This is a genomic window from Sphaerisporangium sp. NPDC049457 (genome assembly GCF_055586705.1).
Map to the genome: position 1 here is coordinate 110,221 of NZ_JBVJHR010000029.1, position 13,853 is coordinate 124,073.

At 72.1% G+C, this 13,853-nt stretch carries 14 protein-coding genes and 1 pseudogene; 6 read left to right on the forward strand and 9 right to left on the reverse strand.

The annotated features are described in order from the left end of the window. The 7 genes from ACZ6QO_RS35200 to ACZ6QO_RS35230 form a co-directional block, all read right to left on the reverse strand. Window positions 1-855, reverse strand: coding sequence for an amidohydrolase family protein (locus ACZ6QO_RS35200; RefSeq protein ID WP_465857407.1), 855 nt, complete (start codon window positions 853-855; stop codon window positions 1-3). Next, window positions 852-1,976, reverse strand: a complete 1,125-nt coding sequence (larC, locus tag ACZ6QO_RS35205; RefSeq protein ID WP_465857409.1) for a nickel pincer cofactor biosynthesis protein LarC — start codon at window positions 1,974-1,976, stop codon at window positions 852-854. The genes ACZ6QO_RS35200 and larC overlap by 4 nt, the downstream gene beginning before the upstream one ends. Beyond that, window positions 1,973-2,638 carry a nickel pincer cofactor biosynthesis protein LarB gene (gene larB / locus ACZ6QO_RS35210; RefSeq protein ID WP_465857411.1) on the reverse strand — a complete coding sequence of 222 codons (666 nt, stop codon included), beginning with the start codon at window positions 2,636-2,638 and terminating at the stop codon, window positions 1,973-1,975. Before larB ends, larC begins: the two co-directional genes overlap by 4 nt. Further along, on the reverse strand, window positions 2,635-3,888 hold the full coding sequence (larA, locus tag ACZ6QO_RS35215) for a nickel-dependent lactate racemase (protein ID WP_465857413.1): 1,254 nt from the start codon (window positions 3,886-3,888) through the stop codon (window positions 2,635-2,637). The genes larB and larA overlap by 4 nt, the downstream gene beginning before the upstream one ends. Next, on the reverse strand, window positions 3,878-4,792 hold the full coding sequence (locus ACZ6QO_RS35220; protein ID WP_465857415.1) for an aldo/keto reductase: 915 nt from the start codon (window positions 4,790-4,792) through the stop codon (window positions 3,878-3,880). The genes larA and ACZ6QO_RS35220 overlap by 11 nt, the downstream gene beginning before the upstream one ends. Then, window positions 4,789-5,547 (reverse strand): SDR family NAD(P)-dependent oxidoreductase, encoded by a 759-nt coding sequence (locus tag ACZ6QO_RS35225; protein ID WP_465857416.1) that lies wholly within the window; start codon window positions 5,545-5,547, stop codon window positions 4,789-4,791. Before ACZ6QO_RS35225 ends, ACZ6QO_RS35220 begins: the two co-directional genes overlap by 4 nt. A gap of 82 nt (window positions 5,548-5,629) precedes the next feature. Then, complete coding sequence (locus tag ACZ6QO_RS35230) at window positions 5,630-6,478, reverse strand: fumarylacetoacetate hydrolase family protein (RefSeq protein WP_465857417.1); 849 nt, start codon at window positions 6,476-6,478, stop codon at window positions 5,630-5,632. 294 nt (window positions 6,479-6,772) lie between these two features. On the opposite strand from ACZ6QO_RS35230, the gene larE reads away from it, so the two are divergent. Further along, window positions 6,773-7,582: an ATP-dependent sacrificial sulfur transferase LarE gene (gene larE / locus ACZ6QO_RS35235; RefSeq protein WP_465857418.1), complete on the forward strand. Its 810-nt coding sequence runs from the start codon at window positions 6,773-6,775 to the stop codon at window positions 7,580-7,582. 94 nt (window positions 7,583-7,676) lie between these two features. On the opposite strand, the gene ACZ6QO_RS35240 is transcribed toward larE, so the two are convergent. Then, window positions 7,677-8,366, reverse strand: a complete 690-nt coding sequence (locus tag ACZ6QO_RS35240) for a FadR/GntR family transcriptional regulator (RefSeq protein ID WP_465857419.1) — start codon at window positions 8,364-8,366, stop codon at window positions 7,677-7,679. 221 nt (window positions 8,367-8,587) lie between these two features. Between ACZ6QO_RS35240 and ACZ6QO_RS35245 the strand changes: the two genes are divergently transcribed. The 4 genes from ACZ6QO_RS35245 to ACZ6QO_RS35260 are packed head-to-tail and all read left to right on the forward strand — an operon-like array spanning window position 8,588 to window position 12,881. Next, window positions 8,588-9,874, forward strand: coding sequence for an ABC transporter substrate-binding protein (locus ACZ6QO_RS35245; RefSeq protein ID WP_465857420.1), 1,287 nt, complete (start codon window positions 8,588-8,590; stop codon window positions 9,872-9,874). A gap of 28 nt (window positions 9,875-9,902) precedes the next feature. After that, entirely contained in the window at window positions 9,903-10,868 is a 966-nt protein-coding gene (locus ACZ6QO_RS35250; RefSeq protein ID WP_465857421.1) for a carbohydrate ABC transporter permease, read from the forward strand. After that, window positions 10,868-11,695 carry a carbohydrate ABC transporter permease gene (locus ACZ6QO_RS35255; RefSeq protein ID WP_465857422.1) on the forward strand — a complete coding sequence of 276 codons (828 nt, stop codon included), beginning with the start codon at window positions 10,868-10,870 and terminating at the stop codon, window positions 11,693-11,695. Before ACZ6QO_RS35250 ends, ACZ6QO_RS35255 begins: the two co-directional genes overlap by 1 nt. Window positions 11,696-11,729: 34 nt before the next feature. Further along, on the forward strand, window positions 11,730-12,881 hold the full coding sequence (locus ACZ6QO_RS35260) for a mandelate racemase/muconate lactonizing enzyme family protein (RefSeq protein ID WP_465857423.1): 1,152 nt from the start codon (window positions 11,730-11,732) through the stop codon (window positions 12,879-12,881). A gap of 64 nt (window positions 12,882-12,945) precedes the next feature. On the opposite strand, the gene ACZ6QO_RS35265 is transcribed toward ACZ6QO_RS35260, so the two are convergent. After that, entirely contained in the window at window positions 12,946-13,416 is a 471-nt protein-coding gene (locus tag ACZ6QO_RS35265; RefSeq protein WP_465857425.1) for a MarR family winged helix-turn-helix transcriptional regulator, read from the reverse strand. 257 nt (window positions 13,417-13,673) lie between these two features. Here ACZ6QO_RS35265 and ACZ6QO_RS35270 point away from each other — a divergent pair. After that, window positions 13,674-13,853 (forward strand): annotated as a pseudogene (locus ACZ6QO_RS35270) (extracellular catalytic domain type 1 short-chain-length polyhydroxyalkanoate depolymerase); the annotation flags it as partial.

The following is a 13,853-nucleotide window of genomic DNA, read 5'->3' on the forward strand; positions in this document are numbered from 1 at the left end:
TCACCCGTCCAGGCGGTAGACCCGGGTCGCCGTCCCCTGGAAGACCTCGTCACGCTCGGCGGCCGACAGCCCGGCGTCGCCGAGCAGCGTCTCCACCGTGCCGGTCCAGGCCGGCAGGGCGCCCGCGAGCAGGCAGACCGGCCAGTCGGAGCCGAACATGAGACGTCCGGGGCCGAAGGTCTCAAGGGCGACGCCGGCGTACGGCCGCAGGGCTTCGGCGTCCCAGTCGTCCCAGGCCGCTTCGGTGATCAGGCCGGACAGCTTGGCCGTCACGTTGGGCTCGGCGGCCAGCTCGCGGATCAGCCCGGCCCACGGTTCGAGCTCGCTGGAGGCGACCGGCGGTTTGGCCAGGTGGTCCAGGACGAAGCCCAGCTCGGGGACGGCGCGCACGGTCTCGATCGCGGCAGGGAGCTGATGCGGCGCGACGAGCAGGTCGTAGGTGAGCCCGGCCGCCGCCACCCGCCTCAGCCCGGCACGGACCTCGTCCCGGGCGAGCCAGCGGGGATCGGGTTCGGCCTGGACGAGGTGCCGTATGCCGCGCAGCAGCTGCCCGCCGGGCGAGGCGGCCAGCGCGGCCAGCTCGTCGGCGAGGTCGGGGCGGGTCAGGTCGGCCCAGCCCACCACCGCCGCGACGGTGTCCGACTTCTCCGCCAGCGCGAGGAACTCGCGCGTCTCCTGGGCGTCGTTCAGGACCTGCACGAGCACGGAGCGGCCGATGCCCGCCCGCCCCGCCTCGGAGGCGTGGTCGGCGAGGGTGAAGTCCCGCCGGATGGGGGTCATCTTCGCACCGTCAAGCCAGGCCTGCGGACGCCGGGCCAGCTCCCACATGTGGTGATGAGCATCAATACGGGTCATAGTGCGTTAAGGGCCTCTCGTGCCAGTTCTCTCAGCGGTCTGCCAGTGCTCGCGGCAAGCTCGGCCAGGTCGTCGTGCTCGGGCTTGACGCCCCACGGTCCGCGCTTCATCCGCACCGGCCGGCCGTGCAGCAGCACGGTCTCGACGTGCCGGGGCAGCGCGACCTTGTCCACCACGGTGCGGCGCAGGCCGAGGCTCCCGGTCTCGGCGAAGACCAGGTCCTGCAGGGTGCCGGCCAGCTCGGACGTGGTGAGCACGTGCAGGACGTGCGCGGGACGGCCCTTCTTCATGACCGCCGGCGTGACCCACGCGTCGGCCGCGCCCGCGGCCAGGGCGCGCTCGATGACGTGCCCGAGAACCTCTCCGGTCACGTCGTCCAGGTTCGTCTCCAGAACGACCTGCGGCTCGTGCCCGCCGTGCCGGTCGGCGGGACGTCCGAGCATGGCCACGGTCACGTTGGGCCGGTCCGGCAGCTCCCGGCTCCCCGCCCCGTACCCCGTGGCGCGCAGTTCCATCTCGGGGACCGGCCCGTAGACCGCGCCGATGGCGTGGAGGAGGGCGGCCCCCGTCGGGGTGACGGCCTCCCCCGCCGCGCCTCCCCGCACCAGCGCCCCGCGCAGCAGGGCGATCGTGGCGGGAGCCGGCACGGGAAGCACGCCGTGCCGGGTGCGCACGGTGCCCTCCCCCAGCGGCAGGGGCGCGCAGTGGACGCGCGTCACGCCGAGGTCGCGGAGCGCCGCCGCGCAGCCGACGATGTCGACCAGCGTGTCGTGCCCGCCGAGCTCGTGCAGGTGCACCTCGGCGGCCGGCACGCCGTGCAGCGCGCCCTCCACCTCGGCGATCGCGGCCAGTGCCTTCTCGGCGACCGGCAGGCCGGTGCGCGCCGCCATCTCGATCAGCGTCGACGCGGGCCGCTCGGTGGCGTCGTCGTCCACCTCGACGCGGACGCGGACCGCGGTCAGCGCGCCGGTGCGCACGCGTTCGGCCTCCAGCCGCCAGCCGGTCAGCCCGGTCAGGGCGACGGCGCGGCGTACGGCGTCGGCGGAGGCGCCGGCGTCCAGCAGGGCGCCGAGCAGCATGTCGCCGGCCAGGCCGGTGAACGGGTTGATGTAGAGGATCACCTCGGCCTCCTCGTGAGCCGGTAGGCGGCGAGCGCCGCCCCGAACCCGGAGTCGATGTTGACCACGGTGATCCCGGCCGCGCACGAGCTGAGCATGGCGAGCAGCGCCGTCACGCCCTCCAGCGCGGCGCCGTAACCGGTGGAGGTGGGCACCGCGATCACCGGCGTCTCGACCAGGCCGCCCACCACGCTGGCCAGCGCGCCCTCCATCCCGGCGATGACGATCACGCTGTCGGCCGCGCGCAGTTCGCCGGTCGCGTCGAGCACCCGGTGCAGCCCCGCCACTCCCACGTCCCTGACCACCGTGGTCGAAAGGCCCAGGACGGAGGCGACGGCCGCGGCCTCGGCCGCCACGGGGCCGTCCGCCGTGCCCGCGGTGACCACGGCCACCGTGTGCCCGATCGGCCGCGCCTCCCGCCAGACCAGCAGCCGGGCCTCCCGGTCGTACCCGCCGCCGGGGACGAGCGTGAGCACGGTCGCGGCGGCGTCGGGCTCCACCCGGGTCACCAGGACGGGCCCGGTGTTCCGGTCGAGCAGCGCGGTCACGATGCCGGCGATCTCGGCCGCCCGCTTGCCCGGACCGTAGACGATCTCGGGCAGTCCCTGGCGCGCCTCCCGGTCGAGGTCGACGCGCGCGTACCCCAGGTCGAACGAGCCGCTCATGCGGTGAGGTAGGGAATGGTCATCGGCCCCTCCGGCAGGACGCAGACCCGGCCGGGCAGGTCGCGCACGGTGGCGGCGATGTCGCCGGTCTGCTCCAGATGGGCGTCCGCCAGGTCGGCGTCGGTCAGGTACGAGGTGTGCATGACGACGCGGGCGGACCGCTGGATGCGCGCCTGGATCTGCACCTGCCACTGGTCGGGCACGGTCTCGGCGCGGCGCGAGATCTCCTGGAACAGCTCGTCGGGCGAGGCCGCCGAGGTGAGCACCTCGCGGTAGGAGCCGTGGTCGGGGAACCCGTCCCGGCACTCGGCGGCGCAGACGATGGTCCCTCCCGGCCGCACGACCTGGGCGGCGGCGCTCATGCCCTTCACCGACTGGTAGAGGTTCTGGTCGAGCGGGAACCCGGCGTTGGTCGTCACCACCACGTCGAAGGGCTCGGCGACCGGCCGCATCGCCACCGCGCGAGCGGCCTCGGTGGCGGCGGCGTGCATCGGCGCCAGGTCGCCGCCGAACGCCCGCACGATGCGCTGCTCGCGGTTCAGCACGACGTCGAGGGCGAAGGTGACGCCGGTCGCGGCGGCGATGGCGCGCACGTCGTCGTGCACCGGGTTGCCGTCGATGACGCCCCAGGTGGCGCGCGGGTCGCCGATGCGGGCCGCGTCGTGCAGGGTGAGCACGGTCTCCAGGGCGGCGAGCCCGGGGGCGACCAGCTTGGGCCCGCCGGAGAACCCGGCGAAGAAGTGCGGCTCCACGAACCCGGTCGTGATCCGCACGTCCGCCTCGGCCCACTCGCGGTTGAGCCACACCGGGACGTCCTTGCCGTGGCGGCCCATCCAGCGCAGCGACGAGCGGTCGCGGGAGTCGTGGTTGACGATGCGCACGGCGTCCACGACCTCGTCGCCGAACATCGCGCGCAGCTCCTCGGCGGTGTTGCCGCGGTGGGTGCCGGTGGCGACCAGGATCACGACGTCGGCGAGGTCGGTCACCCCGTCCAGCTCGGCGAGGATCGCCGGGATCATCAGGTGCCGAGGCTGCGGCCTGGTGCCGTCGCAGGCCGAGATCGCCACCGTCTGGCCGGGGCGCACCCGCTCGCGCAGCGGCGGCCCCGCCACCGGTTCGCGCAGGGCCCGCCGCAGCTCGGCCGCCTCGTCCGGGGCGGCCTCGCGGGTGACCGGCGTGATGACCGTGGTCCGGTCGTCCGGCAGGTCCACGACGAGCCCGTCCGCGCCGTAGGCGAGGTCAACCCGCATGTTCCAGCTCCTTCCAGAGCTCCTCCGGCACGTCGGCGGCCGCCAGGTCGAGGTCCTCGCGGACCTCGGCCGCGCTGCGCGCGCCGATCAGCACCGTGGTGACGGCCGGATGCCGGTGCGGGAACCGCAGCGCGGCCGCCGGCAGCGGCACGCCGTACGACGAGCAGAGCCGTCCCAGCTCACGCGCCCGCGCGAGCACCTCGGGCGGGGCCGCGTCGTAGTCGTAGGTCGTCCCGCCGGCCAGGACGCCGCTGTTGAACACCCCGCCCGCGATGACGGCGACGCCGCGCCGCTCGCACGCCGGCAGCAGTTCGGCGGCGGCGGACCGGTCGAGCAGCGTGTAGCGCCCCGCGACGAGGACCGCGTCCATGTCGGTCTCCCGGACGAAGCGGGTGAGCATCTCGGCCTGGTTCATCCCGGCGCCGATCGCGCCGACGACGCCCTGGTCGCGCAGCTCGGCCAGCGCCGGGTACGCCTCGCCCGCGGCCTGCTCCCAGTGGTCGTCCGGGTCGTGGATGAACACCAGGTCGAACCGGTCGAGCCCGGTGCGCGCCAGGCTGTCCTCCAGCGAGCGCAGGACGCCGTCGCGGCTGTAGTCGCGCACCCGCACGTGGCCGCCGCGGCCCGGGAAGCCGTCCTCCTCGCCCTGACCCGGCACCAGGACGCGGCCCACCTTCGTGGACACGACCGCCTGCCGCCCCGCGTCACCCGGCAGGCCGCGCAGGAAGCGTCCGAGCCGCTCCTCGGCGAGACCGGCGCCGTAGTGCGGCGCGGTGTCGAAGTAGCGGATGCCCGACTCCCACGCTGCGGCGAGCGCCTCGTGCGCCTCGTCTTCGCCGACCGGGGCGAACAGCCCGCCGAGCGGCGCGGTGCCGAGCCCGTAGAGCCCGAGGCCGGCCGTCACGACGCCGCCGGCCGGAGGCGCAGGCCGGCCATGCCGCCGTCCACGGGCAGCTCGATGCCGACGGTGGAGCCGGAGGCCGGACCGGCCAGGTACGCGACGGCCTTGGCGACCTCCTGCGCGCTGACCAGGCGGCCGTGCGGCTGGCGGGCGCTCAGCGCGGCCCGCTCGGCCGCCGGATCGGGGGCGGCGTCGAGCAGCCGCGCGATCCACGGGGTGTCCACGGTGCCGGGGGTGACGCAGTTGACGCGGATGCCCTCGCGGATGTGGTCGGCCGCCATCGCCCGGGTCAGCGCGAGCACCGCGCCCTTGGACGCCGAGTACAGCGCCCGCTGCGGCAGCCCGGCGGTGGCGGCGATCGAACAGGTGTTGACGATCGCCGCCTGCGGGGACCGCCGCAGGTACGGCAGGGCCGCCCGGGTGACGCGGGCGATGCCGACCACGTTGAGGTCGAAGACGCGCAGCCATTCGGCGTCGTCGTTGTCGGCCACGGTGCCCTGGGCGCCGATGCCCGCGTTGTTCACCAGCACGTCGATGCGGCCGAACCGTTCGGCCACCGCCGTGATCGCGCGCCGCACGGTCGTGTCGTCGGTCACGTCGCAGACGAACTCGGTGTCCTTGAGGTCAAGGACCGCGACCTGGGCGCCACGCGCGGCCAGTTCCTCGGCGACCGCCTGGCCGATGCCCGAGGCGCCACCGGTGACGACGGCGACCGCCCCGTCGAACTCGCCGCCGCCCTTGCCCGCCGGCTCGCTCATCGTTCCTCCTGTGCGCATTCGTGCTCGGGACGGCGTCCGTCCACCCTGGCGGCCCGTCGCGCGGGACGTGCCTCGCCGGCTCTCACGCCTGGCCCATCCGCTGGCGCTGGCGGCCCAGGCCGTCGATCTCCAGCTCGACCACCTCGCCCGCGCGCAGGTACGCGCGGGGGCCGCGGCCGAGCGCCACGCCCGCCGGGGTGCCGGTGTTCACCACGTCGCCGGCCTCCAGCACCATGAACTGGCTGAGGTACCAGATCACGTGGTGCACGCCGAAGATCTGGTTCTTGGTGTTGCCGTTCTGCCGCAGATCGCCGTCGACCCACAGCCGCAGGCCGAGCGCCTGCGGGTCGCCGACCTCGTCCGGGGTGACCAGCCAGGGCCCCAGCGGGTTGAACGTCTCACACGACTTGCCCTTGTCCCACTGGCCGCCGCGCTCGATCTGGAACTCGCGCTCGGACACGTCGTTGGAGATCGCGTACCCCGCGATCACCTCCGCCGCCTCCTCGGGCGAGGCGAGGTAACGCGCCTCGCGCCCCAGGATGATCGCCAGCTCGACCTCGTAGTCGGTCTTCACACTGCGGCGCGGCACCAGCACCTCGTCATCGGGACCGACCAGCGTGTTCGGCGCCTTCATGAACACCACCGGCTCGGAAGGAGGCGCGGCCCCGGTCTCCTCGGCGTGGTCGGAGTAGTTGAGCCCGATGCACACGATCTTCCCCGGCCGGGCCACCGGCGCGCCGACCCGCTCGTACGGCCCGGCCTCCGGCAGCCGTCCCTCCGCCAGGGCCGTCCGCACGCGCTCGATTCCTCCCCCCGCCAGGAACGCGCCGTCGATGTCCGCCGTCAACGACGACAGATCCAGCACCCGGCCCTCCGGCCCCATGACGCACGGCCGCTCACCCCCGACCGGCCCGACACGCAACAGCTTCACGATCCGCTTTCCTCCATTAGGCGTAGGGATAGGTGGTGTGGGAGCTTGGCAGATTCATCGGGTCGAAGTAAAGCCAGATTCACCTGGCGCCCGTCGAACCAGCCAGCTTGACCCTCAGAAGGCAGGAGCCATACTGTCCGAGGCATATTCATCGGGTCAATCGGCGCATACGCGGCCTGCCTCTCCGCCGCCGCGCTCCTCCGGAACGCCGGGACGCCGTGGCCGCCCGCTTCCGCGGACACCGAGGCAGACCCCGAAGCGGACCCCGAAACAGACACCGAGAAGGAGACTTCGATGAACGACGCGATGACGCGGCTCAGTGAGCGGCTGCGCGAGGAGACCGCGCTGGTCGTCGCCTACTCGGGCGGCGTGGACTCGGCGCTGCTCGCCTATGCCGCGCACCGCGTGCTCGGCACGAGGGCATTGGCCGTCACCGCGGTCTCCCCCAGCCTGGCGGCCTCCGAGCGGTCGGCCGCGCGCGAGTTCGCGCGGCACCACGGCCTGCCGCACCTGGAGGTCTGCACCGACGAGGCGGAGCGGCCCGAGTACGCGGCCAACGGCTCCGACCGCTGCTACCACTGCAAGTCGGCGCTCTTCGACGCGCTGACCCCGCTGGCGACCGCCATGGGGGCCCGCATCGCGCTCGGCACCAACCTCGACGACCTCGGCGACCACCGGCCCGGCCGGCGGGCGGCGGCCGAACGCGGCGCCGTCTCTCCGCTGGTCGACGCCGGGCTGACCAAGGCCGGCGTCCGCGAGGTCAGCCGCGAGCTGGGCCTGGCGACGGCCGGCAAGCCCGCCGCGCCCTGCCTGGCCTCCCGGGTGACCTACGGCGACCCCGTGACCCCCGAGGTGCTGCGCAAGGTGGAGACGGCCGAGGCCGCCCTGCGCGACCTCGGCTTCCCGGTGTGCCGGGTGCGCGCCCACACCGGGGGCGCGCTCGCCCGCGTCGAGGTTCCCGCCGCGGAGGTCCCCCGGGCGGCCGAGCTGCGCGAGCGCATCGACGCCGCCGTCCGCGGCGCCGGCTTCACATTCTGCTCGCTCGACCTGTCGGGCTTCGCGTCCGGACGCCTCAACGCCCTGCTGCCGCTGCTTCCGGGATGAGCCGCCGGCGGGCGCCCCTGCCAAGGAGCCCCGTGGCGGGCCGCCCGTGCCCGCGGGCCGGGGCGGCCCGCCATCGGGTGAGAGCACGGCGGCGCTATCGCTGCAGGCGCACAGGGGCGCCGGGTGCGCTGCGGCGGACGAGCCAGGCCTCGGTGATGTGCGTGAACATCGCCTCGGCGGCGCCGTCGGGGTCATGGGCGGCGATGCGTTCGTAGACGCGGCGGTGGCCGGCGTTCGACGCCACGCACAGGGCCCGCTCGGTGCGGCCCATGTAGCGGGCGGTGTTGACGACCTGCTTCTCCAGCGACCGCACCACCCCACGGGCGATGCGGTTCCCGGACACCTGCATGATCGTGTCATGGAAGGCGCGGTCGTGGTCGGCGTAGGTGGCCGGGTCGTCCACGCACTCGTCCATGCGGTCGACCAGCGCGCGCAGCCGCTCGACGGTGTCCTCGTCCGCCACGCGGGCGGCGAGGTTGGCCATGTCGGACTCAAGGATGCGCCGCGTGACGACGAGGTCGTCGAGTATCGCAAGGCTCTCGTCCTCGGCGATGGTCGCCGCGAGGACGAGTTCGTCGAGCATGTCCCACATCGTCGGCGGGGTGACCATGGTGCCCGCCCCCTGGCGGACCTGGACGAGACCCTTCTCCTGCAAGACCTTCACGGCCTCGCGCACGACGGTGCGGCTCACCGAGAACGCCTGGCACAGCGCGGGCTCGGGAGGGAGCGGCGTGCCGGAAGGGTGCTCCCCGCGGACGATGCGCTCAACCAGTTCGGCCGTCACCGCCTTTGCCAAACTGGCCGGCCGTCGCACCCATGCGGGTGGCGTCGAGACGCGGCCGGGCGATTCCTGCGATGCCGTCATATCCCCCTCCGGTGGGCCTGCCGAAGGCAGCGCCGACGGCGCCAGTATACGTCATGTGTATTGACGTCAGACGTCATACGAGTTACGTTTCGCGAAAGACGGCCGGGGAGGCTGGCCGCCCTCTGGAGAGTGAACAGCAAATGAAGCAGCACACTTTATGGTCGGTCGCCCTGATCGCGGGCTTGGCCCTGGCCGGCTGCGGCAGCGCCGCGCCGACGGGCTCACAGTCGGGGTCCGAGACGGGATCCTCCGCCGGCGCCGCCAAGAGCAAACTCGTGGTCTGGGACTGGAAGTCCGGCGACAAGGCCGCCGCCACCTATATCGAGAAGGCCAAGGCCGACTTCGCCAAGAAGCATCCCGACGTCACCGTCGAGTTCGTGGCCCAGCCGTTCGAGCAGTACTACACCCTGCTCGGCGCGGCCATCCAGTCGGGCAAGGGCCCCGACGTCATGCTCTTCAACGGAGGCGGGCAGATCCGCGACCGCGTGGACGCGCTCCTCCCGCTGGACGAGTACGTGACCGACGACAAGCAGCGCCTGGCCGGCTGGGAGGCGTTCAGCAAGGACGGCAAGACCTACGCCGCGCCGGTGACGTTGCAGGGCCACCCCATCTACTACAACAAGACGCTCTACCAGAAGGCGGGGCTCGACCCCGAGAAGCCGCCCACGACGTGGGACGAGCTGATGAGCGACTGCGCCGCCATCAAGAAGGCCGGCGCCAAGTGCTTCGCGCTCGGCAACAAGGAGGGCTTCGGCATCCAGTTCTGGCTCTCGGGCCTCGCCTCGGGCATCCTCACGCCCCAGGAGTACGACGACTGGATCGCCGGCAAGCGCGACTGGAACTCCCCCAACGTCAAGCAGGTCTTCAAGCTCTGGAAGGACGTCAACGACAAGGGCTTCAACAACGACGGGGCCAACTCGACCGCGATGTTCAACGACTCCTTCTCGGTCTTCGACTCGGGCAAGGCGGCCCACGTCATCGGCCTGATGTCCGACGTGGGGCACTGGAAGGACTTCGGCGAGTTCCTCGGCGACAAGGTCGGCGTCATGCGCGCCCCGGTCGTCACCAGCGGCGCCGAGCCGTCCCTCCCGTACGACGGAGGCATCGGTTACGCGGTGGCGAAGTGGACGAAGGACCCCAAGTCGGCGGCCGACCTGGTGCGGTCTCTGACGACGACCGAGGCGTTGAACGCCTTCTACTCCGACGCCGGCGCCATCGCCTCCGACACGACGATCGACGTGTCGCAGGCGCCTCCGGCCGTCGGCACCATCGTGTCGCAGCTGAAGTCCGGCAAGCCCGCGCTGCACGTCGCGCTGTCGTCCAAGACTCTGGACCTGATGGGCAGGCTGTCCCAGAAGCTCCTCAGCGGATCGGCGAGCGTCGACGAGGCGGTGAAGCAGCTGGCCGCTTCCGACCGAACGGGCTGATCGCGTGCCGGTTGGACGTTCATCTCCGTTGGCCCGCCCGGCCGGTGCCGGGCGGGCCGACGGGGCGAAACTCGAACGGCGGGCGCGCCACGGCGGCATCGGCACGCACTCGCGGGGCAATGCCCGTGGACGGGGGTCGGCCGAGCGCTTCGCGCCCCTGGTCCTGATGGCGCCGGCCGTTCTGATCATCGTGCTGCTGCGGCTGTGGCCGCTGCTCCTCGGCGTCAACTTCTCCTTCACGGGGGACGGCGAGCTCAACGGGACGGCGGTCGGCCTGGCCAACTACGCCGCCCTGCTCGAAGACCCGCTGTTCCGCACCGCGCTCGGGAACGTGGGCCTGCTGGTGGTGCTGCTTCCCTTGGCGGTCGCCTTCCCCGGCCTGCTCGCGACGTTCATCTACCTGCGCGTGCCGGGCAACCGGGTCTTCCGCGGCGTCTACTTCTTCCCGGCCGTGCTCTCACCGGTGATCGTCGGCGCCATCTTCAACCTGATCCTCGCCATCGACGGCCCGTTCAACGCCGTCCTCGGGTCGATCGGCATCGGCCCGATCGACTGGCTCGGCGATCCGGACGTGGCCATGTTCACGGTCGTGGGCGTGCACATCTGGGCGACGTTCGGCATGTCCCTGGTGGTGTTCCTCGCCGGGTTCTCCACCCTGGACTCGGCGCTCCTGGACGCCGCCCGGGTGGACGGCGCGACGCTCCCCCAGATCATCTGGCATGTCATCATCCCCGGCCTGTCCCGCACCATCCAGTTCGTCTTCGTGACCACCATGATCGGGATGCTGACCTCCATGTTCGGCCTGCTCTACGTCATGACCGCCGGCGGCCCGGAGGGATCGACCTATCTGCCGGAGTTCTACATCTGGACCCAGCAGGGCAAGATGAACAGTCCGGCGCTCGCCTCGGCCGCGTCCACGGTCCTCTTCCTTATCATGCTCGTCGTGGGGCTCGCGCAGATGAGCGTGCTGCGCCGCGCGGGGAGGGAGGACTGATGCCTACCAGGAGCCTGGGCAAATGGGTGGCCGCCGTCCCGATGGCGATCCTCGCGCTCGCGACGATCTACCCCCTGGTGTTCACCGCCAACGTCTCCATGAAGACGCGGCGGGAGTACATCCTCGACCGGTTCTCCCCGGCGAGCTCCCCGCACGCGGAGAACATCTCCGCGGCGTGGAACAGCGTCGGCATGGCGCGGTACTTCTTCAACTCGGTCGTCGTGGTGACGTGCTCGGTGGTGCTGTTGCTGCTCATCGGGTCGATGGCCGGCTTCGCGCTCAGCCAGCTGCGGTTCCGCGGGTCCAAGATGCTCTTCCTGGGCTGCCTCGCGGCGCTGTTCATCCCCTTCCAGGTGATCATGGTGCCGCTCGCCCGGGTGATGGCGGACACCGGTCTCATCGACACCTATCCGGGGCTGATCCTGGCCTACGTCGCGCAGTTCCTGCCGTTCACCATCTTCCTGATGACCAGCCACTACCGGACGATCCCCGCGGAGATCGTCCACGCGGCCAGGATCGACGGGAACACGACCTACGGCGTCTACCGGCGGATCATGATCCCGCTGGGAGCCCCGGCCCTGCTGTCGGTCGGCATCCTGGACGCCCTGTTCTGCTGGAACGACGTGCTCATCGCCCTGGTGATGATGCCGTCGGCGGAGCATCGCACCCTCATGGTCGGGGTCACCTCGTTGCGCGGGCAGTACTCCGATGACATCCCAACCTTCGCCTCCGGAGTCCTGATCGCCGCGGTGCCCGTCCTGCTGCTCTATCTCTTCCTTCAACGTCAGATCGCCGACGGTGTCACCGCCGGCTCCACGAAGGGCTGACATGCGGATCTCGGGGTATCGGACTCTGACGACGGTGCATGAATGGGGCCGCCCCGTCGGCGACGCCAACGGCGTCTACACCGACGGGAACGTCTCGGTGCCGATCATTCTGGTCGACACCGACGAAGGCATCACCGGCGTCGGCATCGGTCCGCACGTGGAACTCGACGCCATCTTCGCCGCCATCGACGGCGAAGACCCGCGCGGCGTGCCCGCGCTCTACGACCGCATGCTGCGGCAGACCTTCAAGGCGGGCCACGCGGGCGCCGTGTTCGGCACCATCGGCGCGCTCGACACCGCCTTGTGGGACATCAAGGCGCAGGCCGCCGGCGAACCGCTCTGGCGTCTGCTGGGCGGCCGCGACCGGCGGGTCCCCGCCTACGCGTCCGGCCTGGACATCGGCCTGACCGACGACGAGCTCGTCTCGACCTACGAGGTCTACGCGCGGCACGGCCTGCGGGCCGCCAAGCTCAAGGGCGGCCTCGACGTCGAACGCGACCTGCGCCGCCTGACGCTGGTCCGGGATGTCCTGACCGAGGCCGCGCACGGCTCGCGGCCGAGCCTGATGCTCGACGTCAACGAGGCATGGACGCGCAAACAGGCGGTCAGGCACGTCTGTGAGATCGAGCGCACCCTCGATCTCACCTGGATCGAGGAGCCCGTCCGGCGGTGGGACGCCGAAGGCCTGGCCATCGTCGGCCGCGGGATCCGCGCCTCGGTCGCCACGGGCGAGAACCTCACCGGGCTCGAACAGTTCCGGCCGCTGATGGCCGCGGGGGCCGTCGACGTCGTCCAGACGGCCGCCGTCTGGGGGATCACCCACTTCCTGCGGGTGTCCACCCTGGCGCACGCCCACGACCTGCCGGTCAGCCCGATCGGCACCACCCCGATCGCCCTGCTGCACGCGGCCACGTCGGTCCCGAACCACATGGTCAGCGAGCTGCAGGACCTGCGGCCGCCGATCGGGGTGTCCGTCGACCTGTCCATCGAGGACGGCGCGTTCGTCCTCGGAGACTCCCCGGGCCTGGGCGTCACGATCGACGAGGCCGCGATCACGGCGTTCACCCGCCGGCCGGCCGGTGGCATGACGGCCGACACCCCGAACGTCCGGCCCGAGCACGCCGGACGGCGACTGCTGGCGGTGGCCGACCACGCCGCCACCCCGCGGCACCAGCTCACCCCCTAGAGGTCGCGCCTCGTGGGTGCGCCGCCGCGGCGGCGCACCCACGTGTGCGTACCGCGTGAAAGGTTCACGCGTGCGCCTCGGGATGCAGTGCGCGCGCGCACAGGGTGAGCCCCTCCACCAGGGTCTTGCCGGTCGTGTCGTCGACCTCGGCGAGCATGGCCGTCTCGATGGTGTCGAGCGAGCGGTCGCAGCGTTCGAGCAGGGACCGGCCCTTGCGGGTGAGGCGGGCGCACAGCACCCTGCCGCCGTCCGGATGCGGGTCGCGGCGGATCAGCTCGCGCCGTTCCAGGTCGCGTATGACGAGGTTCATGGCCTGCGGCGTCACGAAGGCGATGCGCGCGAGCTCCGCCGAGGACAACCCCTCGCGCATGCGCAGCTCGCTGAGCGCCATGTAGGCGGGGGTGGTGACATCGTGCAGGGAGAGCGCCTCGTCCAGGCGGGCCCGGATGCGGCGCTCCAGCCGGAACACCAAGTAGCTCAGACGTGGTGCGGGCGGGGCCGACTGGGAGGCGCGGGAGGGTCGGCGGGCGGTCACCGGAAGACCATACCGTGCGGCCGCCGCGTGTAAGTTTCGCGGATGATACAAAGCGGCTTGATAACAAGTAGCTTGATAAGCAGCTCAAAGACACCGTTCCTCACCTGCCTGGCCCGGCGGCTTCCGCGGTCGCCTTGACCGCCGTTCGCGGCCACGCCTACCTTGCATCCGCCGAGCCCGGCCTGTGGCGATCCTCGGCGCCGGGCCCGCAGCCGTCGTGCGGAGACGAGCACCGCACACCCAGCAGAGGAGAGCGGATGAAACGGTTCACCGCCTTATTGGCCAGTGCGAGCGCAGTGCTGCTGTACGCCCTCGTCGCGCTGGTGTTCCCGCATCAGGCCACCGCGGCCACGCTGACCGAGGTGACCAACTTCGGCGCCAACCCCGGCAACCTGCGTATGCACCTGTACGTGCCGGACAACAGACCCGCCAACCCG